This is a genomic window from Methylobacterium sp. WL64, assembly GCF_008039945.1.
Lineage (GTDB): Bacteria > Pseudomonadota > Alphaproteobacteria > Rhizobiales > Beijerinckiaceae > Methylobacterium.
Genome location: NZ_VRVA01000006.1, coordinates 83,222 through 108,109, shown reverse-complemented (window position 1 = coordinate 108,109; position 24,888 = coordinate 83,222). Strand labels below are relative to the sequence as shown.

Below are 24,888 nucleotides of genomic sequence, written 5' to 3'. Positions count from 1 at the left end.
CGTCGCGGTCAGGCGCGGCCCCAGCCCAGGGTGGCCACCGCCACGGCGCCGATCATCCCCCCGATCGTGCCGCCCCCGAAGAAGCCCGCCATGGCCAGCAGCGGACCCGAGGGCGCCGCCAGCGCGAAGACCAGGGAGCTTCCGACGCAGCCTGCGGTGGCGATCACGGACATCGGGAACCTCATGCAACTATCGGTTGTATAACCGGGGCTGTTTCCATCAGGTTCCCGCCTGCGGGGAGGCGCTGGGTCAGACTGGGTCGACGGGCATCTCCGGAACGCCGGCAGCCTCGATGGCCGCACCTGCCGCGAGGCAGAGATCCTCCCGGTAGCGCGCGGCGACGAGCTGGACGCCGACGGGCGTGCGCCCGACCAGCCCGGTTGTGACGGTGAGCGCCGGAACTCCGATCGGCGCCAGGCCGACCTGCAGGAGGTTCGCCTCGAAGGCGCGTGCGATCCCGACCTCGCCGGTCCGGTCGAGCCCGTCCGGGAACGGCAGCTCGGCGGAGACCGGCACCAGCAACACGGAATGCTCGGCGAGGAACAACGACCAGTCGCGCACGAGCGTCGCGCGACGCGTCAGTGCCTTGGCGATGGCGTCGGGGGCCATCGCTTCCGCGCGCGTACGGAAGTGTTCCAGCAGGTCGATGGCTGCCGGGTCGCCTTCGCGCTCGGCCGCCGCCCGGGCCGCCTCGTAGCCGTCGCCGAGCCAGAGCTGAAGCTGCAAGGCGCTCGCCTCACGGATCGGCGGCATGTCGGCGATCTCGGTCACCGCCCACCCGGCCTCGGCTAGGCGCCGGGCGGCCTCGCGCAGCGCGGCCTCGACCTCGGGCACCACCGCGAGGCCGCCGGGCCGCACGCAGAGCGCAGCCCGGCGCGGCACCGCGGGACCCTCCAGCGGCGCCGGCACCCACCAAGGATCGCGCGGGTCCGGGGCCGCCATCGCGTGGAAAGCGAGGCGCACATCCGCGATGCTGCGGGCCAGCGGACCCGACACCGCCATCAATTGCGGCCCGATCCCGCGCTCCGGCGACGAGGCGTTCCAGGCTGGGATCCGCCCCAGGCTCGGACGGAGCCCGTGAACGCCGCAGGCATAGGCTGGGTAGCGGACGGAGCCGGCGATGTCGGTCCCGTGGGCGACGGCCCCGATCCCGGCCGCCACGGCTGCGCCTGCGCCGCCGGACGAGCCCCCCGGCGTCAAGCCGGGATCGCGGGGATTCCTGGTCTCGCCGTGCAACTGATTGGTGGTGAACCAGCGCAGCGAGAAGGCGGGCGTGTTGGTGCGTCCGAGCAGCACCGCTCCGGCACGCCGGAAATTCGCCACGACGGGGTTGTCGTCGGTAGCCATGAGATCGCGCTGGAGGCGCAGGCCGTTCGTGGTCGCGAAGCCCCGCTGGTCGACATTGACCTTGATCGTCACCGGCACGCCCGCGAGCAGCCCGAGCGTATCGCCTCGAGCGCGGGCGGCGTCGACCGCATCGGCCTGCGACAGCACCTCGTCGGGGCGATGCTCGACCACGGCGTTGATCCGCCCATTGACCGCGTCGAGGCGATCGAGGGCGGCCTGTGCGACCTCCCGGGCCGAGACCTGGCCGCTGCGAATCAGAGCCGACAGGTCGGTCGCGGTCAGACGCCAGAGCTGCATGTGATGTCCCTTTGCCGAGCCCCGCAGGGCGAGATTCGCTTCGGACACGCGCCGAGTCGAGGCGCGACACCGTCCGTCACGGCCTTATTCATTATGCAAGCGCGCGGCCGTTTTTTTAAGCATTGGCCGATCGCGAGTATCGGCAACGGCTTGCCGCATCGCAGCAGAGGAACCTAAGCATTTCGCGGTAGCCGACCCTTGCCAAGCATGGACTGATTGATAACCTCGCCAGCGTTCGCCCGTTCAACCGGCCAAATCTGCGGGAAGGATCAATCTCCTCCGACGAAGACAGACAACCTCCAGAGCAAGGCAGGCTTCCATGGCAGAGATGATTCGCGTCAAGCCGACTCACGACGGCACCTATACGGTCTATCGCGGGACTCTCGCGTTGATCAGCGGGCTGACCCGCCTACAGGCGGAGCGCTATGAGGCCAGTATCAGCCAACAGCGACGGTCCGAGCTCGCCGCTGCGAGCCATTGATGGCCTGGGCCGAGGCCGGCCGCCAGACGGACAGGCCGGTCTCGGTTTCGACGACGCCCCGGGCGTTCAGGTCAAGCTGATCGGTCCGAGGTCGCAGACAGCACCAGCTGCGTCCAGGCCGCGCCGCCGCGCGCTGACCGCGAAACCTTCGCCCGAGCGTGCGATCTCGTACATCAGATAGGACGCCCGCCGCGCCGCGAGCCCGCCATGCCCATCCGGGCGCGCGGACGCCGATGGCGCGCCGATTACCGGTACGGAACGGCCGTCCGGCCCCGGTACAAGGGCGCAGGTGGTGGTGTGGTTGTGGCCGTGGAGGATCAGGTCGGCGCCCGCCCGCGCGATCATCGCCGTGAAGGCGGCGGCGTCCTTCAACTCCCGCCCCGACGACGCGCCCCCCGGTTGGGGCGGGTGGTGGATCATCACCACCCGGAACGGTTTGCCCGGTTCGGTCGCCAGCGCGCGCAATAAAGCTTCGGCCGCGGCGAGTTGCGGCGGTCCGAGGCGGCCGGTGGCCACGAACGGCTTCGTGGGGATCGCGCTCGAGAGGCCGATCAGGGCCACGGGGCCGCGCCGCCTCAGGTAGGGAAAGCGTCCCGACGAGCCTGAATCGTCCCCGGTGTAGCCATGGCAGGCCGCCAGCAACCCCTCCAGGGAGCCACGCACGTAGGCGTCGTGATTCCCCGGCACGAAGCTCACGGTCTCGGGGGGCCCCAGGGCCTCCAGGAAGGTGCGCGCCGTCTCCCACTCGCTCGGCAGGCCGATGTTGCACAGGTCGCCGGTGCAGGCGACATGCGCGGCACCCTGCTGCTTCAGGTCGGCCACCAGGGTTTCGAGCACGGTCATGTCGTGGCTGCGCGAGCGACCACGCCGCCAGTTGGCGTAGCCGGTAGCGCGCTTGCCGATGAGCTGGTGCAGGCGCACGCGGCCCAGTGGGCCGACATGGGGGTCACTGAGATGGGCCAGGCGGAAGATCAAGGCCGACGATCAACGCTGAAGGAGGGCACGGAACGCGCCCGGCATCGCGGTCGCGGGCTCCCGCGTCAAGCGCTGCCGATCAGCATCCCGGCGGCCAGCACCAGCGCGCCGCCCAGCATCACCTGGAGTGCCGCGCGCCAGAACGGCGTCGCCATGAAGCGCGTCCGGATCGCCGCGATGGCGACCAGCTCGACGATCACGACCACGACGGCGAGGCTCGTGGCGAGCAGGAACGGGTTCGGCCAGCCGGGCGGCAGCCGGTCCGGGATCGCGTAGGGCAGCGTATGGCCGAGGCCCCCCAGCGTCGTCATGACCCCGCAGACCAGGCCGCGCATCCACGGGTCGCCCCGTCCGGTGACGCTGCCGTCGTCCGACAGCGCCTCCGTGAAGCCCATGCTGATGCCCGCCCCCACGGAGGCCGCCAGCCCGACCAGGAAGGTCGCGCCGTTATGGCCGGTGGCGAAGGCGGCGGCGAAGATCGGCGCGAGGGTCGAGACCGAACCGTCGATCAGGCCGGCGAGCCCAGGCTGGACGTAGCGCAGCGCGAAATTCCGCCGCGCTTCGGCGGCGTCGATCACGGATTCGAAGGCGGCAGCCATGCTCGGAACTCCTGTTTGGATTTGTTCTAATCTACTGTTTAGAATTGATATAAACAAGCGCGCGGACGGATTTTCGCTGCGATGGCCGCGCTTTCGCCTGGGCCGCTCCGGTGCCGGGCGTGCGATCGCGCCTGTCCGATGGCCGATCGAGTTGCGTTGGCCGAGGCGCGGGGACTAGACCATGGCCGGACTAATCCGCGCTCGCCCCAATCGGGCTGCGCCGCTCCGGCCGCCAAAAGCGTTTCATGAGTCCCGGCAAGCGCATCCTACGCCATCCCGTCGTTCAGCGCGCCCTCGGGCGCCTCGCGGCCGGCTATCTGCGGCTCGTGCAGGCGACGAATCGCTTCGAGGTGCAGGCCGGCGCGGCGGCAAACGGGAGCTCCGACGAATGGATCGGCGCACATGTGCCGCTCATCGCCGGCATGTGGCACGGGCAGCATATCATGATGCCGTTCATGCGACGGCCGAGCGATCGGGTCGCGACGATCATCTCCAAGAATCCGGACGGCAACATCAACACCATCGCGCTGGAGCATCTCGGCGTGCGCGTGATCCGGGCGTCCGGCGCTCGCGGCCGGGACCGGGCGACCGACCTGCGCGCCAAGGGCGGTGCGGAAGGGTTGCGGGCGATGCTGCGGGCCCTGAAGGCCGGCGAGTCGGTGGCGTTCAGCGCCGACGTACCGAAAGTGTCCAGGCGTTGCGATGCCGGGATCCTGACCCTCGCGCGGTTCTCCGGACGCCCGATCGTCCCGGCTGCCGTGGTCACGAGCCGGCATCTGCGCTTCGGATCCTGGGACAGGGCCTGTCTCGGGCTGCCCTTCGGCCGGGGCGCGGTGGTGCTCGGCGAGCCGATCTACGTCGCCCGCGACTGCGCCGGCGAGGAGTTCGAATCGCTCCGGCGCCACCTCGAAGCCGAGATGGACCGCGTGCACGCCCGGGCCTACGCGCTGGTCGGGCGTGCCGACCGGGCGGCGCTCTATCGCAACGGGTCTCCGGCCGCGGCGGCCGCCCCGGTGGGAGACCCCGCGTGAAGCTGCCGTCCGTGACCCTGCCGCTGCTGGCCTACCGGGCCGGCCTGCGCGTCGGTGAGCCGGCGCTGGCCGGGCTCCTCGCGTGGCGCGCGCAGCACGGCAAGGAGGATCCGCTGCGGCTGCCCGAGCGGCGCGGGCTGCCCGGCCGGGCTCGCCCAGTCGGACCGCTCGCCTGGATGCACGGCGCCAGCGTCGGCGAAGTCCTGTCGCTGATCGGGCTTGTCGAGGGCATGATCGCCCGCGGCTTCTCGGTGCTGGTGACCACGGGGACGCGTTCGGCCGCCGAATTGATCGGTGCCCGCCTGCCTCCGGGTGCCGTGCACCAATACGTGCCGCTCGATGCGCCGCGCTGGGTCGCGCGGTTCCTGGACCATTGGCAGCCCGATCTCGCCATCGTGGCCGAATCCGAGATCTGGCCGAACACGATCTTGGAATTGGACGCCCGCGAGATCCCGCTCATCCTGGTCAACGGCCGGATGTCGGAGCGCTCGTTCAAGGGTTGGGAGCGGTGCCCGCGCACCGCCAAGGCGCTGCTCTCCCGGATCGCAATCTGCCTGACGCAGACCCAGGAGGACGGCACGCGCTACGCCAAGCTCGGCGCACCCCGGGTCAGCGTCGCCGGCAACCTGAAATTCGACTCCCAGGTGCCGCCGGTCGATCGCCAGCAACTGGCTTATCTCGACGGCATGGTCGCCGACCGACCGGTCTGGGTCGCTGCGAGCACCCATGAGGGCGAGGACAGCATCGTCGCCTACGCCCATGCCGTGCTGAAGTCGCGATTTCCGAGACTCCTGACGATCCTCGCACCCCGGCATCCGAGCCGCGGCACGGATGCGGCCGAAGCCGCGGCCACCTACGGCCTGCGTAGCGCCCGGCGCTCCAGCGGCGGACGTCCGCATCCGTCCGTCGAAGTGTACGTCGCCGACACGATCGGTGAGATGGGCTTGTTCTACCGCCTCGCCCCGCTGGCGTTCCTCGGCGGCTCCCTGGTTCCGCATGGCGGCCAGAACCCCATCGAGCCGGTTCGCCTCGATACGGCGATCCTGCACGGCGCACACACCGCCAATTTCGATGTGGTCTATCGCGCCCTCGACCGTGCCGGCGCCGCCCTGCCGGTGCGGGACGGGGTCGAGTTGGCCGTCCTGGTCGGCGAACTCTTGGGGGATCCGGCGCGTCTGGCCGGCATGGTGCAGGCCGGCCCCCGGGCGTTGGAGCCGTTCGAGGGTGCGGTCGGCCGAACGCTGGCGGTGCTGGAGCCGTTCGTGGCGCAGATGAAGCTTCAGCGGCTCGACCGCGGCGACCTCGCGCGCCCGCTCATGCGTGCCTGATGAGGCCACCGCGCTTCTGGACGGCGGGAGCCGACCATCCAGCCGCGCGCGCCCTCGCGCCGCTCGGCGCGGCCTATGGAGCGCTGAGCGCCCGGCGCATGAACCGCCCCGGCATCCAGGCGGGCTGCCCGGTCCTGTGCCTCGGGAATTTCACGCTCGGCGGAGCCGGCAAGACGCCTGCCGCGATCGCGGTCGCGACCCTGCTCATCGAACTCGGCCTCAGGCCGGCCTTCCTGTCCCGGGGCTATGGCGGGCGCCTGGCTGGGCCCGTCCGGGTCGATCCGACCAGCCACGGGGCCGCGGATGTCGGCGACGAACCGCTGCTCCTGGCCCGTCATGCGCCGACGGTCGTGTCCCGGGACCGCCCCGCCGGAGCATCGCTGTGCCTGTCGCTCGGTGCCGATGTGATCGTGATGGATGACGGGTTGCAGAATCCGACCCTCGCCAAGGACCTCGCCTGGGCGGTGATCGATGGGGGTGCCGGCATCGGCAACGGCCGGCCGTTCCCGGCGGGGCCCCTGCGCGCACCGCTCGAAGGACAATGGTCCCATGTCGCCGGTCTGATCCTGGTCGGAGACGGGGCTCCCGGCGTCGCGATGGCGCTGGCCGCGGAGCGGCGGGGGCTGCCGGTCCACCGGGCGCGGCTGGTTCCGGATCCGGTCGGCCTGACCGGCCGGCGTTGTCTCGCCTTCGCGGGAATCGGTCGGCCTGAGAAATTCTTCGCGACGCTGCGCGGGACCGGGGCCGTCATCGCGGCTGCTCGGCCGTTTCCGGATCATCATCCCTACCGCGAGGCGGAACTCGCCGCCCTGGCGGCCGAGGCGGACTGTCTCGGTGCGGAACTCGTGACCACCGAGAAGGACGCGGTCCGCCTGCCCGGCGCGTTCGTGGCGCGGGTCCACGTCCAGCCCGTGCGCCTCGTGCCGGACGATCCCGAGGCCCTGCGCGAGCAGATCCGCCGGGCCCTGTGACGCTACGGGCGCCCGGTTTCCTTGAGCCGCGACAGGATCGCCTCGGGTGATACGTAGGCCTCTTGCCGGGCGGCGCTCCAGTAGCGCAATTCGTCCAGCGGGATCGGGTCGCCTGTGACCGCGCAGCGCACGAAGCTGCCCGGCTTGACCACCCGCATCGTGCCGTCCCCATACTGGACGACCGCCTCGCCGTTATGTCCGCGCTCGTAGCGACCCAGCACATCCGCCTCCTGATCGATCCTGCCGCCCTAGATATCGGATCCGCGACAGGGGTCTAGCGGTCTGATCCGCATCACATTTTCCCGAACGCCGGCAAGCATCGCCCGGAATGGTGCACGCTGGCCGCGGATTCAGGTCAGCATCGACGGGGCGGTATCGGTGGCCAGCAGGGCCCGCGCCGCGTCGGAATCGACGTGCATGCGCGCGATCAACGCGTCGGCGCTGTCGAAGCGCTCCTCGCCGCGGATGTAGCCGACGCATTCGATGGCGATCTCCCGTCCGTAGAGGTCCCCGGCGAAATCGAACACGTAGACTTCCAGAAGCGGTGCGCCGTCGTCGAAGGTCGGACGGCGCCCGTAGCTCGCCACGCCGTCGCGGATCTCGCCGGGGCCGAGGCGGACGCGCACCGCGTAGATGCCGTGGGCCAGCCCGCAATCCGGAAGCATCACGTTGGCGGTCGGGAAGCCGAGCTGGCGCCCACGCTTGTCGCCGTGACGGACCTGGCCGAGCACGAACCAGCGGTAGCCGAGCAGCGCGTTGGCCCGGGCGACGTCGCCGGCGGCCAGGGCAGCCCGGATCGCGCTGGACGAGACCGGCTCGGTCTCGCCCGCCAGGGCGACGGGCTCGACGATCCGGCAGCCCAGGCCGGCCTCGCCACAGAGTTCGGCCAGGATCGCCGGCGTGCCCTCGCGGTTGCGTCCGAAATGGAAATCGTGCCCGACCACCACGCCGGACAGCCCCAGAGACCCTCTCAGGAAGTCGAACACGAAGGCGCGGGCGCCCGTGGCGGCAAGCGCCCCGTCGAAGCGGCGCACGACCAACCCGTCGAGGCCGAGATGCGCGAACACGATCTCCTTGGCCGCCAGCGCGGTGAGGCGGAACATCGGCGCATCGGGCGCGAAATAGGCGCGCGGATGCGGCTCGAAGGTCAGCACCGCGGACGGCCGGCCCACCTCGCGCGCCGCCGCCCGGACGTTCTCGACCAGCACGCGGTGGCCACGATGGACGCCGTCGAAATTGCCGATCGCCGCGACCGCTCCGGCGAGGGCCGGTGGGATCGGCGTATCGATGCCGCAAATCGTGAAAGGCCGCATGGCCGGTTTGTCGCCTGAGGCCATCGATTCGGGGTCGGAGACTCGGAAGGGTCGGATGAGAAAGAGGCGCCTGCGCGGTTCGCGTCAGGCCCGACAGCGCCGGACCCTGCCGAAAGCCGTCCGGAGGGTCAAGCGACCTCCCCGCCCTGTAACGACGCAGGGGCGGTCTGCGAAAGACACACCCGCAGATTAACGGCTTCGCAATGCGGCGGCCCTATTTTAAATGCTGTGCAGCGCGGCTATTTTGCGGCGTTAGTGAAGCGTTCATCTTTCCGGGAGCCGCCGCGGCTTCCCGCCGGGCAATACGGAGCAGTTGGTCTATGGCTCTCGATCTGAGCATGCCGATCCTCGTTGTCGACGATTACCAGACGATGGTCCGAATCATTCGTAATCTATTGAAGCAGCTTGGCTTCGAAGAGGTCGATGACGCATCGGATGGTACGGCGGCACTGGCTCGCCTCAAGGACCGCAAGTACGGCCTGGTCATCTCCGACTGGAACATGGAGCCAATGACCGGCTACGAGCTGCTCCGGCACGTGCGGGCCGACGAAAATCTTCGGACGACGCCGTTCATCATGGTGACCGCCGAATCGAAGACTGAGAACGTCATCGCCGCCAAGAAGGCTGGCGTGAACAATTATATCGTCAAGCCGTTCAATGCGGCGACGCTCAAGTCCAAGATCGAGGCGGTCTGCGGGAACTGATGATTTCCGTGGCACGTCCAACGCGCCCTCCGGCAAAGCCGCCGGCACGCCGGAAGGCGCCCAAAAGCGATGCCGCCGGCATCGCTGCTCGCCGATCCCAGGAGGAGAGCATGTCGTCAGCCGCCGCGCGACAGCCCGATATGCGGTTCCGTGAACCGCACGCCGTGATCTCCGAGTTAATCGAGATCGCGGATTACATCGCCCATTTGCGCGAAGAGATCGGTGCGCTCCGGGCGAACGAGATGAGCCGCGACCGGATTCCCATGGCGCATGAGGAACTCGGCAGCGTCGTGGTCGCGACCGCCGGGGCCACCAACACGATCATGGAGGCCGCGGAGGCGATGCTCGGCCTCCCGGACGGGCCTGGCTACCGGGATGCCGTCGAAGAGCGAATCAACACGATCTTCGAAGCCTGCGCCTTCCAGGACATCACCGGCCAGCGCATCGCCAAGGTCGTGGAGGCCCTGCGGCTGTTCGAACAGCGGCTCGCCCGCTTTGTCGGCGCCGTGAAGGCCCGGGATGCATCCTCCACCGACCCGGCCGAAACGGCTCGCCGCGCCCGCGCGGAGGACCTCCTTCTCAACGGCCCCCAGGCCGTCGAGGAAACTCCGTCCCAGAACGACATCGACGCCCTGTTCGCCTGACCGGCTCCGGCTCCGGCCCCGGTCGGTCCGGCGCCCATCGACGCGAGTCGGTTGGGCGGGTTAGATCGCCCTCGGCAACCTGATGCCGAGGGCGGTGTCGAAGGAAAGTTCCGGCCAAGGCATGGCGGCGCAAAACTGGTCTGAGCTGACGACGGACGACCTCAACCGGCGCGACATGCGGCGGGTGATCGCGGTGCTGCCGGTGGCCGCCATCGAGCAGCATGGGCCGCACCTCCCGCTCGGCACCGACGCGATCATCGCCGACGGCTACCTCGACCGTGTGCGCACGCGTGTGCCGCACGACCTCGACGTGCTGCTGCTGCCGGTGCAGGTCATCGGCAAGTCCGATGAACACGACGCGTTTCCCGGCACGCTCTCGCTCGATACCGGGACGGCCCTGGCGGCCTGGACCGGGATCGGCACCGCCATCCATCGCGCCGGCTGCCGCAAGCTGGTGATCGTCACGAGCCACGGCGGCAACAGCGCCCTCATTGATCTCGTGACCAGTGATCTGCGCGCGCGATTCGCCATGGTCGCGGTCACGACGTCCTGGGCCCGGTTCGGCTATCCCGACGGCCTGTTTCCCGCTGACGAGATCGCCCACGGCATCCATGCCGGTGGCATCGAGACCGCACTGATGTTGGCGCTGCGGCCGGATCTGGTGCGGACTGACCGGATCGCGGATTTTCCACCTCGCAGCCGCGCGATGATCCGGGATTTCACCCATCTCCGCGCCGGCCGGCCAGCCGCCTTCGCCTGGAAGGCAGGCGACCTGCACCCGTCCGGAGCCATGGGGGATGCCCGGCTCGGCAGTGCCGAGGCCGGTCACGTTGCCCTCGATCACGGCGCCGCCGCTTTCGTGGAACTACTGCGGGACGTGGCGCGGTTCGAGCTGGATCCGGCGTAACCGGCGCGGACGTGCCGCCGAAAGGTCCGTTACGCGCCGTGCAGCATATGCCGGCGCCGAGAGGCCCGGCCATGAAAGTCGTCGCGTTGATCTCCGTCGCCCTGTTGCTCGCCGCCGGACGTCCGGCCGCGGCGCTCGAGCGGCCCGTCGTCGTCGAACTCTTCACCTCGCAGAGCTGCTCCTCCTGCCCGCCCGCCGAAGCGCTGATCGGGCGGCTCGCGCATGAAGGTGCGGACGTGCTGCCGCTGGCCTTCCACATCACCTACTGGAACCACCTCGACTGGCGCGATCCCTACTCCCTGCCCGTCGCCACCGAGCGGCAGGCTGATTACGCAGCCCGGTTGGGCAGTTCGAACTACACCCCGCAGGCCGTCATCGACGGACGCACGGCCGTTGTCGGCTCCGACGAGGCCGGCCTGCGGGCCGCCGTGGCACAGGCCCGGCGTGCCGGGATGGCGGTCGGAGTTACGCTGTCCCGCGACGGTGCCGGCCTCGCCGCCCGGGTCGGAGCCGGAAGCGGAACAGGCCGGGTCCTGCTAATTGGCTTCGATCCGAGCCATACCAGCCGGGTCTTGCGCGGCGAGAATGCCGGCCGCACGCTCGAACAGGCGAACGTCGTCCGCTCGATCCGGGATCTCGGAGCGTGGTCCGGCGCCGCCATGATGTTCGAGGCCGCTGCACCTGCGGGTGAGACGGCGGCCCTTTTGCTGCAGGCGACCGACGGCCGTATCCTGGGCGCGGCCCGCCTGGGCGAACGCGTCGCCAGCGCCGCGGAGATGCCGCAATGATGCTGGCGATGCCCGGCGTCGCGGGATGCGGATGGGCCCTGGCGCCCGCCTCCAACCCCGCGCTAGACTCCGGCCGTGCCGGGGAATGGATCGGCGGCGGAGCCCGGATGGCGCTCGAAGGTGAATTGGCCGCTCTGATGGCGGCGGCGCAGGGTGGCGACGCGGCCGCATATCGCGCCTTGCTCAAGGCGTGCCTGCCGGTGGTCTCGTCGATCGCCCGTGCGCAGGGCGTGCGCGGCGAGGCCGTGGACGACGTCGTCCAGGACACGCTGATGACCGTGCATCGGGCTCGGGCCAGCTACGATCCCGCGCGGCCGTTCCTGCCGTGGCTGCGCGCCATCACCCAGCGCCGGGCGATCGATCGCCTGCGCCGGACCGGGCGCCGGCCCCGCGAGGTTCACGATCCGATCGCCTACGAGGCGGAGGCCGATCCCGGTCCCGCGCCGGGCCAGGGTCTGGAGGCGCGCGACCGCGCCGCCGCCCTTGCGCGTGCGGTCGCCTCGCTGCCGGACGGGCAACGGCAGGCCGTGGAACATCTCGGCCTGCGGGAGCTGTCGTTGGATGAGACCGCGGCCCTGACCGGGCGCAGCAAGGGCGCGCTCAAGGTCAACCTTCACCGGGCGCTCAAGGCCCTGCGCGCCAACCTGATGCAGGAGCGGCGCTGATGGCCGACTTGGCCGGCCATGACCCGGGTCCGCAGGCCTTCAGCCGCCACGATCGTCTGGTCGAGGATCTCGCTTTCGGCCTGGAGCCGGTGCGGCCGCTGCCCTCCCCGGCCCTGCGTGCAGCCCTGTGGCTGGGTGCGGCGCTGATCGTCGGGCTGGTCCTGGCGAGCCGGATCGATAGCACCGGCTTCATGCAGCGGATGCAGGTGCCGGATCTCGTCTGCGCCGCACTCGGGGCGGTGCTGACGGCGGTCGGCGCCGCCTTCGCGGCCTTCGCCACGAGCGTGCCGGGCCGCTCCCGGGCTTGGGCGTTGATGCCGCTCCCGGCCCTGGCCCTCTGGATCGGGGCGAGCGGTTTCGGCTGCCTGCGTGATTGGATCGCCCCCGGCGCCGACCGGCCGAATCCCCAGGAGGTCGCCGGCTGCTTCAGTTTCCTCGTCTGCGTCTCGGTCCCGCTGTCCGTGCTGATCGTCGTGATGCTGCGCCGCGCCTGCCCGCTGCGGCCGAACCTGACGGCAGCGCTCGGCGGACTCGCGGCCGCAGCGGCGGCGGCGGCATTGCTGATGCCGTTCCATCCGCACGACGCCACCGCGTCGGATCTGCTGATCCACGCCGTCGCCGTGCTCGGTGTGATCGGGCTCAATGGCCTCGCGGGCGGCCGGCTGCTCGGCAGCCGGGTCAACTCGAGCTGAGCGTCAGCGCTCGTCCGGATCCGCCCCCGGCCAAGCCACGATCCGGTCCGGCAACTCGTCGTCGGAGAACTCCTCCTCGTTGCCGGCGAGCCGGCCGCGGATGGAGATGCCGGCCTCGTGCACGCTCGAGGCCCGGCCTGAGACAAGGGGATGCCACGGATAGAGTGGTTCGCCGTCGCGCACGAGCCGATAGCCGCAGGTCGGCGGCAGCCACGGGATCGTCCGCACCGCCTCCGGGGTGAGGCGGACGCAGTCGGGCACGCGCTTCTGCCGGCGGGCATAATCGCGGCAGCGGCAGGTCAGGCCGTCGAGCAGGGTGCAGCCGATATCGGTATGATGGACCTCGCCGGTCTCGTCATCCTCGAGCTTGATCAGGCAGCACCGACCGCACCCGTCGCACAGGCTCTCCCACTCGGACGGCGTCATGGCTTCGAGGGTCTTGGTCCGCCAGAACGGCTCGGCGACCCCGTGGCGCAGCGCCTCGGGCTTGGACATCGGTCAATCTCGCGATCGGGAAGTGTCTGTCTCTGCCCGAGCTGGTGCCGCGGGGCAAGGCGCTGCACCTGCGGCGAATCACGGGACCGCGCAGAGCCTCGCCGACCGTTCCGGATCCTGCTAAGGATGGATACGCCGCGCGGTGTCTCGGCCGCGCGGTGCCATGCCCGCGGCGCGGGCGCTCGATCCTCCGCCGCGAAGGCGCTCGACAAGCCGGGTCCGACAACGTGCGCCTGCCGACGCTCACCGAGATCAAGATCCGCATCGAGCGCGCCGCGCTGGCGTTCGATGCCTGGGTCAATGCCGGCCTCTACGACAGCGGTCGCTCGACCGGCGCGGCCTACGAACGCTTCCAGCGGGTCATGGGCCGGTTCGCCGTCCACGGCTGGAAGCGGATCGCCCTCGACCTGACCAGCGAGGCCGTCACCCTGGGGGCCGGTGGCGCGGTTCTGCTGCTCGCCTTCGCGCAGCCCGCGTTCCAGCTGACCAGCGAGAACTGGCTGAAGCAGCAGGACCTCGCCGTCACGTTCCTGGACCGGTACGGCACCGAGGTCGGCCGGCGCGGCATCAAGCACGACGACTCGCTCAAGCTCGACGAGTTTCCCGACATCATGATCAAGGCGCTGGTCTCCACCGAGGACCGGCGCTTCTACGAGCACTGGGGCATCGACCCGATCGGCACCCTGCGAGCCCTGGTCAACAACTCGCGCGGCGGCGGCGGCACGCAGGGCGGCTCCTCGATCACGCAGCAGCTGGCCAAGAACCTGTTTCTGACCAACGAGCGGTCGCTGGAGCGCAAGATCAACGAGGCATTCCTGGCCCTGTGGCTGGAGAGCCACCTGACCAAGAACGAGATCCTGAAGCTCTACCTCGACCGGGCCTACATGGGCGGCGGGACGTTCGGCGCCGTGGCGGCGGCGGATTACTATTTCGGCAAGCCGTTGAAAGACATCAGCCTGGCCGAGGCGGCCATGCTGGCGGGATTGTTCAAGGCGCCGACGAAATACGCCCCGCACGTCAACCTGCCCGCCGCCCGCGCCCGCGCCGCGGACGTGCTCCACAACATGGTGGAAGCCGGCTTCGTCACGGAAGGGCAGATCCAGACCGCCCTCCGCAACCCGGCGACCCCGGTGACTCGCACCCGCGACATCACCGCCGATTATTACCTCGATTGGGCATTCGGCGAGATCAAGGCCATGGCCGATGCGGGCAAGCTCCGCAACGACCGCGTCCTGACGGTCAAGACACCCCTCGACCTCGCGATCCAGAAGCGGGCCGACGAGGCTGTGGCCGACATCCTGCGCAAGTCCGGCGACGCCTTCGACGTCGACGAGGCCGCCATGGTCATCCTTGATCCCGACGGGGCACTGCGCGCCATGGTTGGCGGCGCCGATTACGGCGAGAGCCAGTTCAATCGCGCCACCGACGCGCTGCGCCAGCCCGGCTCGTCGTTCAAGCCCTACGTCTACTCCGCTGCCCTCCTATCGGGGCTGTTCAAGCCAGAGACCACGGTGGTCGACAGCCCGGTCTGCATCGGCAACTGGTGCCCACAGAATTACGGCCGGTCCTATGCCGGCCGGGTGCCGATGTGGCTCGCCGTGGCGAAATCGATCAACACGATCCCGATCAAGATCTCGATCTCGCTCGGCAAGGCCATGGGTATCAGCCATGAGGCGCGCGCCGCGAAGGCCGGCCGCGCGAAGATCACCGATTTGGCCCACAAGATGGGCATCACCTCGAACCTGATCGACACGGTCTCGATGCCGATCGGCTCCGACGAGGTGACGGTGATCGACCAGGCCGCCGGCTACGCGGTGTTCGCCAACGGCGGCTACAAGGCCAAGCCCTACGCCGCCATGGAGGTCAAGAACTCGTCCGGCGAGGTGATCTACCGCCACGCCGACGAGGCGCCCGATCGGGTGCTCCCGCCCCAGGTCGTCGCCGACATGAACTTCATGCTCAACAAGGTGGTCGAGGAGGGGACCGGCAAGCGCGCTCAGCTCGAGGGCGTGAAGGTCGCCGGTAAGTCCGGCACCACGAACGCCTACCGGGATGCGTGGTTCGTCGGCTACACCGGCAATTACGTCGGCGCGGTCTGGTTCGGGAACGACGACCACACCTCGACCAACAAGCTGACCGGCGGTTCGCTCCCCGCCCAGCTCTGGCACGACGTGATGGAGCCGGCCCACCAGGGCATCGAGATCAAGGGTTTGCCCGGCCTGAAGGAAAGCCCGCGGGCCGCCCAGCAGCAGGCGTCCGGCGGTCCGACCGCACCGATCGATCCGAATGCCAGTGCCTACGGCAAGCTCTCGCGTCGCTCCTTCGAGGTGATCGGCGGCTTGAACGGCCTGTTCCGCACCGTCGAGCGCCCGCCCGCGGGCGACGCGCGGCCGGATGCCGCTGGTGGCGTCGACAAGGCGACCCAGAAGACCGACCGGAAGCCCGGCGACCGGGCCGCGGCACCCCCGGCCCAGCCGCGCGAGGTCGCCGAGGGCGCACGGTCCGTCGGCGGCCGCATCGAGCTGCGGTGACCCAATGAGGTTCGCAATCCCCGCTAGCCCCGGCCGCAGCGCTGCGGCTGGAGAACCCCGTCCCGCGCCGAAGGTCCGGTCCCTCGGCGGCGCCGGCCGGTTCCTCGCCCGTGTCTGGCGCAAGAGCTCGGTCGCCGGCCTCGCGGTCTACGCCCTGGCGCTCGGCGGGGTGCTCGGCCTCGCCAGCGCCGATTGGGCGACGCGGGGCGGCTATCCGTTCGGCGGCGTGCCGGTCGGCGCCTGGACGGCCTGGCCCCGGGCGGGGGCCGGGAATGCCGATCCCTATACCCGTGCCGTCAACGCCCGCCGGGGGGAGATCCCCCTGGCTGTGGGTGAGGGCCTGCTGCTGACCGCGGCGGCCGACGACCAGGGCCAGGCGCTCGACGCGACCTGCGCCTATCGCATCGGCGGCGGGACGCCGCCGGCCAGGGCCTGGACCCTCACGGTCGCGGGTCGCGGTGCGCGCGATCCCGGGCGTCCGGCCATGCGCGAGGGTTTCACCTCCACGGAGGTCCTGCGCTCGGCCGACGGGCGGTTCTCGGTGATCCTCGCCCCCGACGTCCAGCCCGGGAACTGGTTGCCGAGCCCCCGGGACAGCGGGCCTGTGCGCCTGGCCCTGCGCCTTTACGACACGCCGGTCGCCGCCAGCGTCGGATCCCTCGACCGAGCCTCGGTGCCGGCCATCACCCGCCTGGGATGCGCCTCGTGAGTCCGCGCTTCGTCTTCGCCACGCTGATCGGCTTGGTGCTCGCCGGGATCGTGCACATCGCGGCGGTGCTGGCGATCCCGCGTCTGTCCGAGACGGACGCCGTCTCGCGCGCCCGGACCAGCGAGAACCTCGACCACCCGCAGCCGATCTACACGGTCGCCACCGGCGACGACCCCTCTCCGCCCGAGGCGTGGCTGCCGATCCCGGATCCGGCCGTGGCGGTGGGCGTCTGCGCTTACGATCTCGCCGACGGGCCGATGCGCGTCTCTGCGCGGACCGGGCCGCTGTCGTTGTCGCTCGCCGCGCATGCCCGGCGGGGGGCCTTCTACGCGGTGACCGATCAGGCCGCCGTGCGCGGCGCCCTCGATCTCGTGATCCTCACCCGGGCACAGTACGACGAGGCTCTGGCCGACGACGACGAGAATGACCCGAGCCGTGACGTGCGCATCGTCGCGCCGGACACGCGGGGCGTCGTGGTCGTGCGGGTGATCGCCGGCCTGCCGAGCCAGCGACCCGGCGCTAACGCCGCCGTCCAAGCCGTCTCGTGCACCACCGACATGCCTGCGGATGAGTCCGGCGGCAAGGATGCCGGCGGTAAGCCCGCTGGGCGGTAACGCCGGGTCAACTCAATATTTGACGACCAGTGGCGGCGCCTCGGCGACCGGCACGATGGCGGCTTCGAGGCCGCATCGGGCCGCGGCGTCCGCTGGCAGCAGCGGGTCGAGCAGGTTGCGGCGCGCGGCGAGCATGGCCAGCGAGCGCTCGGCCGCGACCGACTCCTTGGCCGGAGCCTGGGCGAAGAGATGCTCCAGGGCATAGCGGTAGCGCGCCAGCCGCAGGCCGGCCTCGATCCGCACCCAGGCGATCAGGCAGCGGTTCTCGGCGACATGCTGGGCTGCGAGGCGGATATCCGCGTCGTCGAGGGTTTTGGCAAAGGGCAAGCTGCGCAGCCGCGCGGCATCCGCGTCGATCACCCGCGCGGCGAGCGCCGTGAAGATCGGGATCAGGCGGGCATCGGCCGTGGCGTCGTCGGCGAGCTGGCGGTAGCGGGAGACCGGGGAGCGCGACGGCTCTGCGGTCAGCGTGTCGTAATAGGCGCCGACCTCGTCGAACCGCCAAGTCGGCGTCGCGTGCGCGCTGGCCAGTCCGAAGAGGGCATCCTGGAATGCCGTGAGGGTGCTGGCCGGCTGGACGAAGCGCCAGGCGCGGTCGCGCAGCGCCTGCTCGTCGTCGGTCAGGCCGGAATCGAGGATCAGCCGGCCGCGATCCCGCGACGAGAAGCTGCCGGTGGTGTCGATCAGTCCATTCCAAACGCCGGTGCGGGGGCGGCCGAAATCGCCGCTCTGCGTGCAGGCGGCGAGCAGCGCCAGCGCGGTGCCGGCGGCCAGGACGATGGTGGCCCTGTGCGCGCGGCTCGCGCGCCTGTGTCCAACGGGTGCGACGCTCGGCCGATGGCGGTCCGGAACAGGCATGATCAAACCGTCGGAAACGTCGCCTGGCCGGGCCGGTCGGCGGCTATCGCTGCGTTCAGGAGGCAAGGCGCTCGTAACGGACGCCCAGGAAGAACAGGATCTCGCCGCGCTGCTCGTCGGTGCGCGGCAATTGGCGGGTCCGGCGCGCGTCGGGCCCGGGGAACGGCAGCAGGACCGCGGGCGGATCCCGCCGAGCGTCGCGTGCCGCATCGTTGGCGGGCATCGGCAGGCGGGTCTGGCCAGTCACCTGCGGCTTGAATGGGGTCATGGTCTCCGGCTCCTGTCGGCGGCTCGAGCGGCAGTGCCCGGGCCCTGCAGAGGGGGTCGGCAAGGGCTACAGAACCCATTCACCATGACGTGGTTAACGGAGTCTTGCCGGATCCCGGCCCGGATCGGGGCGGCATTTTGGCTGGTCTGGCGCGCGAATTGCGATGCGGGTTTCGCCCATGGCGGGCGTTTCCTCCCTTTGACTGGGGCCCTGTCCGTTCTTGGACGGGGCCCTTTTTCTTGGCCGACGATGCGGCCCGGGCGCCACACAGCGGCGAAGCGTGGGCGCGGCGTTGCGCGCGGGGAACCCATGCAGAGCCGTGCCGCTTGCCTACCGCCCAGCGCGACCGATATGCCGGGCGCAAGCGGACGAGCTGACCGCCGCACCGATTTTCCGCGCGACCGAGATTTGAGGACACCGCTGAATGCGACTCGTTCCGGAACGATTCCTGCGCTCCAACCGCCGCTGCGGCCTGGCGACGGGTGCGCTCGTGCTGTTCGCGCTCGCCACCGGCCCGGCCTACGCCCAGCGTGAGGACCAGGGCCTGCAACTCGGCTGCGCCAACGACTATTTCCGTCTCTGCGCCGGCGTCGATCCGAACAGCCAGGACGCCGACCGGTGCATGACGCGCAACCGCAAGCGCCTGTCGCCCGAGTGCCGCTCGGCGATCGGCGACTACGACAAGCGCACCGGCAGCAAGTCGCTGTCGGACGATTGAGCATTTCACCGGTCCAGATACGCGCCGCAGGCGAAGGGCATTTTCGATGGGCCTGACTGTCGCCGTCCAGATGGACCCGATCCAGAACATCCGGATCGCCGGGGACACGACCTTCGCTCTGCTGCTCGAGGCGCAGCGGCGGGGTCATGACCTGATCTACTACACGCCCGACCGGCTCTCGATGCAGGGCCGGCGGGTCACGGCTCGGGTCGAGCGTCTGACGGTCCAGGACGTCGAGGGCGCGCATTTCACGCTCACGCCGCCGGAGCGGATCGACCTCGCCGAGGCGGACGTGGTGCTGATGCGCCAGGATCCGCCGTTCGACATGGCCTACATCACGGCCACCCACATGCTGCAGCGGATCCATCCGGAGACGCTGGTGGTCAACGATCCCTTCGAGGTGCGCAATGCGCCCGAGAAGCTGTTCGTGCTTGATTTTCCCGAGCTGATGCCCCCGACCCTGATCAGCCGCGACAAGGCCGAGATCGAGGCCTTCCGGTTGGAGCACGGCACCGTCGCGATGAAGCCGTTGCACGGGCACGGTGGCGCTGCCGTCTTCAAGGTCACCGAGACGGACCCGAACTTCGGCTCGATGTTCGACCTGTTCGCCACCACCTTCCGGGAGGCTTGGGTGATCCAGCGCTACCTCGACCGGGTGACCGAGGGCGACAAGCGCATCATCCTGGTGGACGGCGTGGCGATGGGCGCGGTCAACCGGGTGCCGGCGGCCAACGACATCCGGTCGAACATGGTGCGCGGCGGGGCCGCCTCGGCTTCGGAGCTGACCGAGCGCGAGCGCGAGATCTGCGCGACGATCGGTCCGGAGCTAGCCCGGCGCGGCCTGATCCTTGTCGGAATCGACGTGATCGACGGACATCTCACCGAGATCAACGTCACCTCCCCCACCGGCATCCGGGCCATCCAGCGGCTCGGCGGCCCGGACCTCTCGGTGGCAGTCTGGGACGCGATCGAATCCCGGGTCGCAGCGCGCAAGGGTGTCTGAAGGGGTGCCGTAGGAAGGCTGTGACTCAGGTCTCCGCCTTCGGCGTGGCGTTGAGTTCGGCCCAGTCGAACTCCTCCTCCAGCAGGAAATAGGCGTCGTCTCCGATGCGGCCCTGCCGCCGCAGCGAGAGAACCGCATTGCGCGCGGCCGCCACCGACCGGCGGCGGGCGGCATCCGAGGGGAGACTCTCGGGAGCAAGGCCCTCCTCGTGGGCCTCGGCCTCTTCGAGGGCCGAGCGGAACTCGGCGCGCAGGGAATCGATCGCCGGCTCGTCACCGGATTCGGCCAAGCTCTCGAGGGCCGCCTTGTAGGCGGCGGCGCGCGCCCAGCCCACTTCCCGGCCAACCGGATCGTCGTCCTCCAGCTTCAGGTGCGCGAGCAGCGGACGCAGGGTCAGGCCCTGAACGATCAGCGTGCCCAAAACCGTGAAAAAGGCGGTGAACACCACGAGGTCCCGGTGCGGGAACTCCATCGGCAGCGCCAGGGCGGCCGCGACCGTGACGATGCCGCGCATCCCGGCCCAGGACAGAGCGAGCCCCGGCCCGAACTTCGCGCGGGCACCGGCCTGACGCAGGCCGAGGCCCTTGAGGCCGGTCGTGGGCAGGACCCAGGCCAGACGGGTCACCACGACGGTGGCGAAGATCGCGGCGGCGAGGAACATCGCCTGCCAGGAATCTGCACCGGTCAGGCGGTCCTGGATCGGATCGATCTGAATGCCGATCAGGATGAAGGCCAGGACGTTGAGGACGAATACCGCCGTGTCCCAGACCGCGTAGGAGATCACCCGGGTGCGCGGGGCCGTGATGCCGGGCGCCCGGCGGGCGACCGTGACCGCGAAGGTGACGATGGTCAGCACCCCCGACATCTCCAGACGCTCCGCGGCGAGCCAGATCCCGAACGCCGCGACGAACTGCATCACGATGGTGCTCGCCGGGTCGGTCACGCGCTTCGTCAGTGCGACGAAGGCCAGGCCCAGGCAGGGTCCGGCGGCCAAACTGGCCACCACGCCGAGCATGAAGGCCGGGGCGACCTCGGCCGGATGAAAGCCGTCCGCCATCGCAGCCGTCACCGCCAGGCGGTAGATGATTAGCGATGCGGCGTCGTTCAGAAGGCTCTCGCCGCGCAGGATCGTGGCGAGCCGGTGTGGCATCGGCGCGTGCTTCAGCACCGCCAGGGCCGCCACGGCGTCGGGCGGCGCGACCACGGCGCCAAGCACGATGCAGGCCGCGATCGGCATGTCGGGCACGATGAGATGGGCCACGAGCGCGACGGCGAGCGTCGTGACCGCCACCGCGCCCACCGCCAACCCGAACACCGCGCGCCAGTTCTCGCGCATGTCCCGCAGGGACGCGTCGAAGCCGGCATCGAGCAGGACGGGGGCGAGGAACAGGGCGAGCGCCAGTTCGGGATCGAGCCGCAGGTTCGGTACCCCGGGCACGAAGGCCAGCGCGACGCCGCCAAGCGCCAGGAACGCCGGGTAAGGCGCACCCAGCCGACGCGCCAGCGCGGCCAAAAGGACGGCGCCGAACAGGACGCCGACAACCCACTCGAAGATTACCATAGCCCTGAAAGAGGGCAGGTCCGCGCCCGTTCCAGGCCGGACGGCTCAGTACTGCACGCTGGCGCGCACCCCGAGCACCACCGCGTTGCGCAAGCGGCGTCCATCCGGGCCGGCTATGCCGGCACCCGGATGGAAGACGTATTGGAGGTCGGGCTGCACCGTGAAGCCCGGAACCACCACGGCTTGGTAGGTCGCCTCCAGCACCGTCTCGGCCCGTCGCCGCGGCGTCGGGACGCCGGTGTAGAGGATCGTGTCCCGGTCGGCCCGGTGGGCGTCGTCGCTGATCCGGGCATGAGCGAGGCTGACCCCGACGGTGTCGTCGTCGCGGCCGTCGAACAGGCCCTTGTAGGCGAGGCCGGCATCGACGTAGGCGTCGATCAGGCTTGAGCGGGTCGGCGAGTAGGCGGTGCGCACGAAGAAGCCGAGGCCCTCGTCGTCCTTGCCGGATTCCCGGTACAGGGTCTGGTCGTAGATGCCGTAGAATCCGGCATTGCCGCGCAGGGGGCGGCCGATGCCGGTGGCGTTCGGGTCGGCCAGCGGCACCCCGGTGATGTCAAAGCGCAGGCTGTCGAACCGGCCGAAATGCTGCCAGCCGCCGAACGTGATGTCGCCGGGCAGGCCTTTGGCTCCCGGCTCGATATTGAACGCGTAGGTCGCCTCGGCGACGATCAGGGCCGGGTCGTTGGTCCGGAAGTTCGTGCCGGTACGGTTCAGTCGCTGCGCCTCCGGATCCGGGCCTGGCCGGTTCGCCCCCGCGGGATCGCCATCGTAGAGCCCGACCTGAAGGGAGAAACCATTGCCCGGCGCGTACTTCGCGCGGATCGCGGGCGCCGAGAGCGGATAAGCCGGACCGCCGCTCGGCAGGTCGAGCCCGGTGATGGCCGGCCAGCCGAAGGTGGAGTTCACGAACAAAGTCGCGGTCTGGCTGACGAAGAACTCGGTGTCGGCCGCCTGCTGGCCGATCCGGAGGCCGAGCTGCCCGTCCATCAGGCTCTGATCGAACCACAGCACGTACAGCCGGCTCGACGGCAGCGCCTCGATCACGCTCGTGGTGAGCAGGTCGCCGACATAGTAGCGCGACAAGCCGGTGCCGTGGATGAAGTAGGCGTTGGCGTGGATCGTCGCGCCCTCCCAGCCGGCCAGCCGGTCGAGATCGAGGTTGAGCCGCAGGTTCAGGCGATCCTCGACGATCGCCCCCTGACGAAGACCGCCGGTCGGGTTGCCCAATAGGTCGGCGATGTAGGTGACACTGTACTCGATGCCACGCGCTTTCAGCACCGGGCGCAGCCCCAGGGGATCGCCAAGCGCGCCCAGCGACGGCTCGATCGACCGGACATAGCCGCCGGACGCCTGGCTGGTGCTCTCCGGCTGCGAGACCGAGATCCGCGGATCGGCGCCCGCACCCTCGTAGACGGTCCGCACCCGCTGCTGCGCCGCGGCCGGCAGGGTGGCCAAGGTGAGGCCGAGGGCCAACGGAGGCAAAATCTTGAACGACATCGGCCGCTTCTGCGCGATGGGCATCGGCGTTCCTAGCATGGGACGGGCGTGGCGAACCGTGGTCCCTTGCAGCGGCCGCAGACTTGCCTAACGCTGCGGCTGGAACACCACAGGATCTTCGATGCTCGAGACCCCCGTCTTCTCCGACAGCGCTGTTGCGGCCCCTCACCATCTCGCGGCCTCGGCCGGCCGGACCGTGCTGGCACAGGGCGGCAACGCCATCGAGGCGATGGTGGCGATGGCGGCCTCGATCGCCGTGGTCTACCCGCACATGAACAGCATCGGCGGCGATGGATTCTGGCTGGTTCGCGAGCGCGGCGGCCGGGTGCGCGGCATCGAGGCATGCGGGCCTGCCGGGCGCCTCGCGACGATCCAGCGCTACCGTGAAAAGGGCTACGATACGATCCCGTCGCGCGGCCCCGACGCCATGGTGACGGTGGCCGGCGCGGTCGGCGGCTGGGACCTCGCTCTGGCGCTGTCCAAGGCGCTCGGCGGCCGCCTGCCCCTGGACGTGTTGCTCGCCGACGCGATCACCCAGGCCCGCGACGGTGTCCCGGTCTCACCTAGCGAGGAGCGCTACAAGCCGCAACCGGGCGACACCTTGCATGAGGCCCCGGACTTCGCCGCGACCTTTCTTAACGACGGCAAGCCCTACCGGGCGGGCGAGATCCGCAAGCTCTCGGCCCTCGGGGCGACCCTCGAGCAGCTCGCACATGCCGGGCTGGACGACTTTTATCGAGGCGATGTCGCCCACGAGATCGGCGCCGACCTGGAACGCCTCGACGCGCCGGTGACCCGGGCCGACCTCAAGGCCTACCAGGCGGTCGAGCGCAGGCCCTTGGCGATGCGTCGGCGCGACGCCACGCTGTTCAACTTCCCGCCCCCGACCCAGGGGCTCGCGGCCTTGATCATCCTCGGCCTGTTCGACCGCCTGAATGTCGCCACCCCGGAGAGCACGGCGCATTATCACGGGCTGATCGAGGCGACGAAGCGCGCCTTCGCGATCCGCGACCGGGTGGTGACCGATTTCGGCCGCCTGCGGCACGACATGGAGGAGTTCCTGGTGCCGGCTTTCCTCGCCACGGAAGCCGCGCGTATCGACATGAAGCGCGCCGCAACGGTTCCCTTGCGCGATTCCCCCGGCGACACCGTCTGGATGGGGGCGATCGACCGCGACGGGCTGGCGGTCTCGTACATCCAGTCGGTCTACTGGGAATACGGTTCCGGGGTGGTTCTGCCGCGCACCGGCATCGACTGGCTCAACCGGGGCGTCTCGTTCTCCCTCGACCCGGACGCCGTGAACCCGCTGGAGCCCGGGCGGCGCCCGTTCCACACCCTGATCCCGGCGCTGGCCTGTTTCGATGACGGCCGGGTCATGGCCTACGGAGCGATGGGCGGCGACGGCCAACCGCAATTTCAGGCGCAGATCTTCTGCCGCTACGCCGATTACGGGTTTTCCGTCGCCGATGCGGTCGATGCCCCCCGGCTGCTCTACGGCCGGACCTGGGGCGCGCCCTCGCTCAGCGTGAAGGTGGAGGATCGGTTCGATCCGGCGATCCTGTCGGCTCTGGAGCGCATGGGCCACCAGATCGAGCCGGTCGGCGTACCCTACAGCGACACGCTGGGCCATGCCGGCATGCTCGTCCGCCGGGCCCGCGATGGGCGGATCGAGGCGATGCACGACCCGCGTTCCGACGGCGGGGCGTTGGGGTTCTGAATCGAAACCGATTCTGCGGCAGCGAACTGCGACCCGGGATCCAGCACGCGGTGACGCGAAGCGGCCGAGGGTTAGCGCGTCGTTTCGCGATTGGACCGCTCCGCGGCTCTGGCTCCCGGATCACCGTCCGCTGACATTCCGGGCGGCCCGGAAAAGGGGCGCGCTTCATCCGGGG

The 24,888-nt window shown here is 70.2% G+C and carries 26 protein-coding genes and 1 pseudogene; 16 read left to right on the top strand and 11 right to left on the bottom strand.

Annotation, left to right across the window (positions count from 1 at the left end; all coding sequences use genetic code 11):
- Nucleotides 1–8: 8 nt before the first annotated feature.
- Both FV242_RS34345 and FV242_RS05360 read right to left on the bottom strand, forming a co-directional pair.
- A complete protein-coding gene (locus tag FV242_RS34345; RefSeq protein ID WP_187193755.1) occupies nucleotides 9–185 on the bottom strand; it encodes a hypothetical protein in 177 nt (58 codons plus the stop codon).
- Nucleotides 186–249: 64 nt separating this feature from the next.
- On the bottom strand, nucleotides 250–1,644 hold the full coding sequence (locus tag FV242_RS05360) for an amidase family protein (protein ID WP_147938210.1): 1,395 nt from the start codon (nucleotides 1,642–1,644) through the stop codon (nucleotides 250–252).
- Between the two features lie 319 nt (nucleotides 1,645–1,963).
- Between FV242_RS05360 and FV242_RS34340 the strand changes: the two genes are divergently transcribed.
- Entirely contained in the window at nucleotides 1,964–2,125 is a 162-nt protein-coding gene (locus FV242_RS34340; protein WP_187193651.1) for a hypothetical protein, read from the top strand.
- 66 nt (nucleotides 2,126–2,191) lie between these two features.
- Here the strand turns inward: FV242_RS34340 and FV242_RS05355 are convergent, their stop codons facing one another.
- On the bottom strand, nucleotides 2,192–3,097 hold the full coding sequence (locus tag FV242_RS05355) for a metallophosphoesterase (protein WP_147938209.1): 906 nt from the start codon (nucleotides 3,095–3,097) through the stop codon (nucleotides 2,192–2,194).
- A 68-nt stretch (nucleotides 3,098–3,165) separates the two neighbouring features.
- A pseudogene (locus FV242_RS05350) lies at nucleotides 3,166–3,657 on the bottom strand (VIT1/CCC1 transporter family protein); the annotation flags it as partial.
- A gap of 287 nt (nucleotides 3,658–3,944) precedes the next feature.
- Here FV242_RS05350 and FV242_RS05345 point away from each other — a divergent pair.
- From FV242_RS05345 to lpxK, 3 genes are read left to right on the top strand one after another with little or no spacing between them, the layout of a single operon-like run.
- Entirely contained in the window at nucleotides 3,945–4,730 is a 786-nt protein-coding gene (locus FV242_RS05345; RefSeq protein ID WP_147938177.1) for a lysophospholipid acyltransferase family protein, read from the top strand.
- On the top strand, nucleotides 4,727–6,058 hold the full coding sequence (locus FV242_RS05340; protein WP_147938176.1) for a 3-deoxy-D-manno-octulosonic acid transferase: 1,332 nt from the start codon (nucleotides 4,727–4,729) through the stop codon (nucleotides 6,056–6,058). The genes FV242_RS05345 and FV242_RS05340 overlap by 4 nt, the downstream gene beginning before the upstream one ends.
- Nucleotides 6,058–7,029 carry a tetraacyldisaccharide 4'-kinase gene (gene lpxK / locus FV242_RS05335; RefSeq protein ID WP_147938175.1) on the top strand — a complete coding sequence of 324 codons (972 nt, stop codon included), beginning with the start codon at nucleotides 6,058–6,060 and terminating at the stop codon, nucleotides 7,027–7,029. The genes FV242_RS05340 and lpxK overlap by 1 nt, the downstream gene beginning before the upstream one ends.
- A gap of 2 nt (nucleotides 7,030–7,031) precedes the next feature.
- Here the strand turns inward: lpxK and FV242_RS05330 are convergent, their stop codons facing one another.
- Nucleotides 7,032–7,250, bottom strand: a complete 219-nt coding sequence (locus FV242_RS05330) for a DUF2093 domain-containing protein (protein WP_147938174.1) — start codon at nucleotides 7,248–7,250, stop codon at nucleotides 7,032–7,034.
- Nucleotides 7,251–7,379: 129 nt separating this feature from the next.
- Entirely contained in the window at nucleotides 7,380–8,366 is a 987-nt protein-coding gene (locus tag FV242_RS05325; protein ID WP_147938173.1) for a bifunctional riboflavin kinase/FAD synthetase, read from the bottom strand.
- Between the two features lie 296 nt (nucleotides 8,367–8,662).
- On the opposite strand from FV242_RS05325, the gene FV242_RS05320 reads away from it, so the two are divergent.
- The 6 genes from FV242_RS05320 (at nucleotide 8,663) to FV242_RS05295 (ending at nucleotide 12,742) form a co-directional block, all read left to right on the top strand.
- A complete protein-coding gene (locus FV242_RS05320; RefSeq protein ID WP_007560016.1) occupies nucleotides 8,663–9,046 on the top strand; it encodes a response regulator in 384 nt (127 codons plus the stop codon).
- A gap of 110 nt (nucleotides 9,047–9,156) precedes the next feature.
- On the top strand, nucleotides 9,157–9,690 hold the full coding sequence (locus FV242_RS05315) for a protein phosphatase CheZ (RefSeq protein ID WP_147907305.1): 534 nt from the start codon (nucleotides 9,157–9,159) through the stop codon (nucleotides 9,688–9,690).
- Nucleotides 9,691–9,811: 121 nt separating this feature from the next.
- Nucleotides 9,812–10,597: a creatininase family protein gene (locus FV242_RS05310; protein WP_147938172.1), complete on the top strand. Its 786-nt coding sequence runs from the start codon at nucleotides 9,812–9,814 to the stop codon at nucleotides 10,595–10,597.
- A 71-nt stretch (nucleotides 10,598–10,668) separates the two neighbouring features.
- Complete coding sequence (locus tag FV242_RS05305) at nucleotides 10,669–11,385, top strand: thioredoxin family protein (protein WP_147938171.1); 717 nt, start codon at nucleotides 10,669–10,671, stop codon at nucleotides 11,383–11,385.
- A 107-nt stretch (nucleotides 11,386–11,492) separates the two neighbouring features.
- A complete protein-coding gene (locus FV242_RS05300) occupies nucleotides 11,493–12,050 on the top strand; it encodes an RNA polymerase sigma factor (RefSeq protein WP_147907342.1) in 558 nt (185 codons plus the stop codon).
- Entirely contained in the window at nucleotides 12,050–12,742 is a 693-nt protein-coding gene (locus FV242_RS05295) for an NrsF family protein (RefSeq protein WP_147938170.1), read from the top strand. The genes FV242_RS05300 and FV242_RS05295 overlap by 1 nt, the downstream gene beginning before the upstream one ends.
- Before the next feature lie 3 nt (nucleotides 12,743–12,745).
- On the opposite strand, the gene FV242_RS05290 is transcribed toward FV242_RS05295, so the two are convergent.
- Nucleotides 12,746–13,237: a YcgN family cysteine cluster protein gene (locus FV242_RS05290; RefSeq protein ID WP_147907301.1), complete on the bottom strand. Its 492-nt coding sequence runs from the start codon at nucleotides 13,235–13,237 to the stop codon at nucleotides 12,746–12,748.
- A 227-nt stretch (nucleotides 13,238–13,464) separates the two neighbouring features.
- On the opposite strand from FV242_RS05290, the gene FV242_RS05285 reads away from it, so the two are divergent.
- Genes FV242_RS05285 through FV242_RS05275 form a run of 3 tightly spaced genes read left to right on the top strand, consistent with a single transcriptional unit; the run spans nucleotide 13,465 to nucleotide 17,091 of the window.
- The gene (locus tag FV242_RS05285; RefSeq protein ID WP_147907300.1) at nucleotides 13,465–15,768 is read left to right on the top strand and encodes a transglycosylase domain-containing protein; all 2,304 of its coding nucleotides are present in this window, start codon (nucleotides 13,465–13,467) and stop codon (nucleotides 15,766–15,768) included.
- A gap of 4 nt (nucleotides 15,769–15,772) precedes the next feature.
- Nucleotides 15,773–16,477, top strand: coding sequence for a DUF1214 domain-containing protein (locus FV242_RS05280; RefSeq protein ID WP_147907299.1), 705 nt, complete (start codon nucleotides 15,773–15,775; stop codon nucleotides 16,475–16,477).
- Entirely contained in the window at nucleotides 16,465–17,091 is a 627-nt protein-coding gene (locus FV242_RS05275; RefSeq protein ID WP_147938169.1) for a hypothetical protein, read from the top strand. The genes FV242_RS05280 and FV242_RS05275 overlap by 13 nt, the downstream gene beginning before the upstream one ends.
- A gap of 12 nt (nucleotides 17,092–17,103) precedes the next feature.
- Here FV242_RS05275 and FV242_RS05270 read toward each other — a convergent pair whose 3' ends face one another.
- Both FV242_RS05270 and FV242_RS05265 read right to left on the bottom strand, forming a co-directional pair.
- Nucleotides 17,104–17,949, bottom strand: coding sequence for a hypothetical protein (locus FV242_RS05270; protein ID WP_246692605.1), 846 nt, complete (start codon nucleotides 17,947–17,949; stop codon nucleotides 17,104–17,106).
- 55 nt (nucleotides 17,950–18,004) lie between these two features.
- A complete protein-coding gene (locus FV242_RS05265) occupies nucleotides 18,005–18,217 on the bottom strand; it encodes a hypothetical protein (RefSeq protein WP_147907297.1) in 213 nt (70 codons plus the stop codon).
- A gap of 424 nt (nucleotides 18,218–18,641) precedes the next feature.
- Here FV242_RS05265 and FV242_RS05260 point away from each other — a divergent pair, with 424 nt between their 5' ends.
- A complete protein-coding gene (locus FV242_RS05260) occupies nucleotides 18,642–18,935 on the top strand; it encodes a hypothetical protein (RefSeq protein WP_147907296.1) in 294 nt (97 codons plus the stop codon).
- A gap of 46 nt (nucleotides 18,936–18,981) precedes the next feature.
- The gene (gene gshB / locus FV242_RS05255; protein ID WP_147938168.1) at nucleotides 18,982–19,938 is read left to right on the top strand and encodes a glutathione synthase; all 957 of its coding nucleotides are present in this window, start codon (nucleotides 18,982–18,984) and stop codon (nucleotides 19,936–19,938) included.
- Between the two features lie 25 nt (nucleotides 19,939–19,963).
- On the opposite strand, the gene FV242_RS05250 is transcribed toward gshB, so the two are convergent.
- Entirely contained in the window at nucleotides 19,964–21,499 is a 1,536-nt protein-coding gene (locus FV242_RS05250) for a sodium:proton antiporter (protein WP_147907294.1), read from the bottom strand.
- A gap of 45 nt (nucleotides 21,500–21,544) precedes the next feature.
- Nucleotides 21,545–22,996 (bottom strand): carbohydrate porin, encoded by a 1,452-nt coding sequence (locus FV242_RS05245; protein WP_147938207.1) that lies wholly within the window; start codon nucleotides 22,994–22,996, stop codon nucleotides 21,545–21,547.
- A gap of 121 nt (nucleotides 22,997–23,117) precedes the next feature.
- On the opposite strand from FV242_RS05245, the gene FV242_RS05240 reads away from it, so the two are divergent.
- Nucleotides 23,118–24,713 carry a gamma-glutamyltransferase family protein gene (locus tag FV242_RS05240; protein ID WP_147938167.1) on the top strand — a complete coding sequence of 532 codons (1,596 nt, stop codon included), beginning with the start codon at nucleotides 23,118–23,120 and terminating at the stop codon, nucleotides 24,711–24,713.
- Nucleotides 24,714–24,888 lie beyond the last annotated feature (175 nt).